Source organism: Methylobacterium sp. WL103 (genome assembly GCF_008039885.1).
In the GTDB taxonomy this organism is placed as follows: Bacteria; Pseudomonadota; Alphaproteobacteria; order Rhizobiales; family Beijerinckiaceae; genus Methylobacterium; species Methylobacterium cerastii.
Window position 1 is genome coordinate 1 of the sequence record NZ_VRUX01000588.1, and the last position, 2,566, is coordinate 2,566.

Genomic DNA, 2,566 nt, shown 5'->3' on the forward strand with positions numbered 1-2,566 from the left:
CTATGGGCCAGCACGCGCGCCACCGTGCGCAGCGCCTCGCCCTTGTCGGCGGCGTAGCGGTCGACCTCGCGCCAGACCGAGAGCGTCGTCGCGACCAGCAGCGCCACCGCGACCGCGCCGATCACCGCCCAGGCGACCCGGCCCGCGAGGGACCGCCTTGGATCGAGTGCCTTCCAACGCATCGCGCCCCGTACCCTTCCGACCGTGTCGTCCGCCGCCCTCACCGGACGCCGCCGATCTTGCCGTCGATCTTGCCGCCAATCACGCCGCCAAAAGCTGGCACTGCCGTTCGACCTCGCCCCAGCCGGCCAGGAACGCCGCGACGCAGGCCGGGTCGAAATGAGAGCCCGCGTTCTCGGACAGGAGCGCCCGCGCCTTCTCCAGCGGCCACGCCGCCTTGTACGGGCGCTCGGAGACCAGCGCGTCGAACACGTCGGCCACGGCGACGATGCGGCCCGAGAGCGGGATCGCCTCGCCCGCGAGCCCCGCCGGGTAGCCGGTCCCGTCCCAGCGCTCGTGGTGGCTGGCGGCGATCTCGGCGGCCAGTTTCACCACGTTCGAGGTGCTGCCCTCGAGGATGCGGCGGCCGCGCTCGGCGTGCTTCTCCATCTCGCCGCGCTCCTCGACCGAGAGCGCGCCGCGCTTGAGCAGGATCGCGTCGGGCACGCCGATCTTGCCGACGTCGTGCATGGTCGAGGCGAGGCTCAGGAGGCGGCAATGATCGTCGTCGAACCCGAGGTTTCGCGCGATGATGCCGACATAGGTCGAGACCCGCGCGATGTGGTTGCCGGTGTCGGTGTCGCGGTGCTCGGCCGCGCGCATCAGGAGGTCGATGATCTCGCGCTCCCGGGCCTCGATCACCGACACCGCGGCGGCGACCTCGCGGGCGAGCCACGCCGCGCGGTCCTGCTCCTGGCGGTGGGCGTGGCTGATCTTCATCAGGTTGGTGACGCGCGCCCGGATCTCGGCCGGGTCGAACGGCTTGCCGAGGAAGTCGGTGGCGCCCGCATCGAGCGCCTGCCGGCGGATCGCGCGCTGGTCCATGCTCGTCACCATGACGACCGGCACGTGCGCGAAGCCCTCGACGCCGCGCGCGGCCGCGATGAACTCGATCCCGGTCATCCCCGGCATGTCGTAGTCGGTGATGGCGATCCCGATCTGCGCGACGTTGGCGCGCAGGAACGCGAGCGCCGCCAGCGGGCAGGTGAACTCCACCGGCTCGCAATCGGGCACGGGCTTGAGCGCCTGCACGACGAGCAGGTTGTTCAGTTCCGCGTCGTCGAGGATCAAGGCGAGCATGGCGCTCCCTCCCGTTTGCGATGAAGGCGACGGGCCGTCATTGCGTCAGCAGCAGCCGGCCGGAGATCGGGCCGACGCCTTTCGGCACCGGCACGCTCGTTCCGGCGTAGTTCGCGTTGAGGACGAGGTTCGGGCCCTCGTAGAGGTTGATCTGCTGGGCCACGATCACGGTGTAGGCCGACTGGTCGGCCACCGGCTTCGACGAATCGATGACGAGGCGTCCGGCCGGCAGGTAGATCGTGCCGAGCATGGTGCGGGCGTTGTCGCTGATGATGCGGTAGGTCCGCACCGGCTTCGTAATCGCGAGCGGCGGCGGCGTCGGGCTGATGAGGTCGCCGAGCAGCGTGTCGACGAGGGCCGTCGGGTCGATGGGAAGCAGGACGCCCCGGTCTTCGGACATCAGCAGGCCGGCCATGACGCCGGTGACCGGCGCCTTGAGGCTGATGGTGGTCTTCTTGTCGAAGACCAGGCCGCCGTTGCTGCCGGTGAAGTAGAACGCCACGTCCTCGCCGATCAGCGTCGCCTTCTTGTCGACGATGAGCGGGCCGTCCTTCATCACGTAGATGCCCGGCTTCAGCGTGACGACGGCGTCGTCGGTGATGTGCAGGCCGGCGCAGTAGGTGCCGGGCTCAAGCATCATATTCTGCTTGATCGTCTTCATGGCGAGGACGTTGAGCAGGTTCAGCGGAAACGGCAGCGTCATGCAGGGCTCGATCGGCGGCGCGGCGCGGTCCTTCAGCGGGTCCTCGATCACCGGGCATCCGGTCTGCGGCGTCGGGCTGAAGTTCGCGCGTACCCCGAGATAGCCGCCGGCCGAGCAGATCGTCTGCGCCTTGGCCATCGCGTTCGCTTGGCCCACCATTCCCGTTCCCGAGGCGGAATTCGAGTAGAGGGCGCAATCGGTGGCGGTGACCTGCGCGCTCTTCTGCAGGTTGAACGCGCCGGCCGCGTAGGAGTCGAGCGCCAGCATGCATAGGCGCATCCGGCCGACGACGCTCGCCTGCGCCTTCACCGCGAGCTTGGCGGCTGGCAGGCCGACGAAGCTGCCGAAGGACAGCTTGTAGGTCTCGGAGGCGGCCACCGTGACGTTGGTCTTGTCGGGCGCGACGGTGACCGCGACGGTCAAAGGCCGGTCGGACGGCGACTTCGCCTCGGACCGGACCGTCTGCTCGGTGATGCCGGTCACCGCGGCGGTGTTCGACAGGGCGAGCTTGAGGGCGTTGCCGCCGGCCAGCGCCCCGGCGTCGGCGGCCGCCTGCAGCTGGGA

Annotated in this window: 3 protein-coding genes; all 3 read right to left on the reverse strand. The window is 69.8% G+C overall.

Features of this window, described 5'->3' with window-relative positions; all coding sequences use genetic code 11:
* On the reverse strand, positions 1-182 hold a 182-nt coding region (locus FV222_RS22750), incomplete at its 3' end, for a hypothetical protein (RefSeq protein WP_147815706.1).
* Positions 183-261: 79 nt separating this feature from the next.
* Entirely contained in the window at positions 262-1,299 is a 1,038-nt protein-coding gene (locus tag FV222_RS22755) for an HD domain-containing phosphohydrolase (RefSeq protein ID WP_147815707.1), read from the reverse strand.
* A gap of 37 nt (positions 1,300-1,336) precedes the next feature.
* A partial coding sequence (locus tag FV222_RS29985; protein WP_187277433.1) for a hypothetical protein occupies positions 1,337-2,566 on the reverse strand: 1,230 nt, incomplete at its 5' end.

What these genes read in the sequence shown, in the direction of transcription:
- FV222_RS22755 (WP_147815707.1), bottom strand. Translation starts at nt 1,299, where the DNA reads ATGCTCGCCTTGATCCTCGACGACGCGGAACTGAACAACCTGCTCGTC.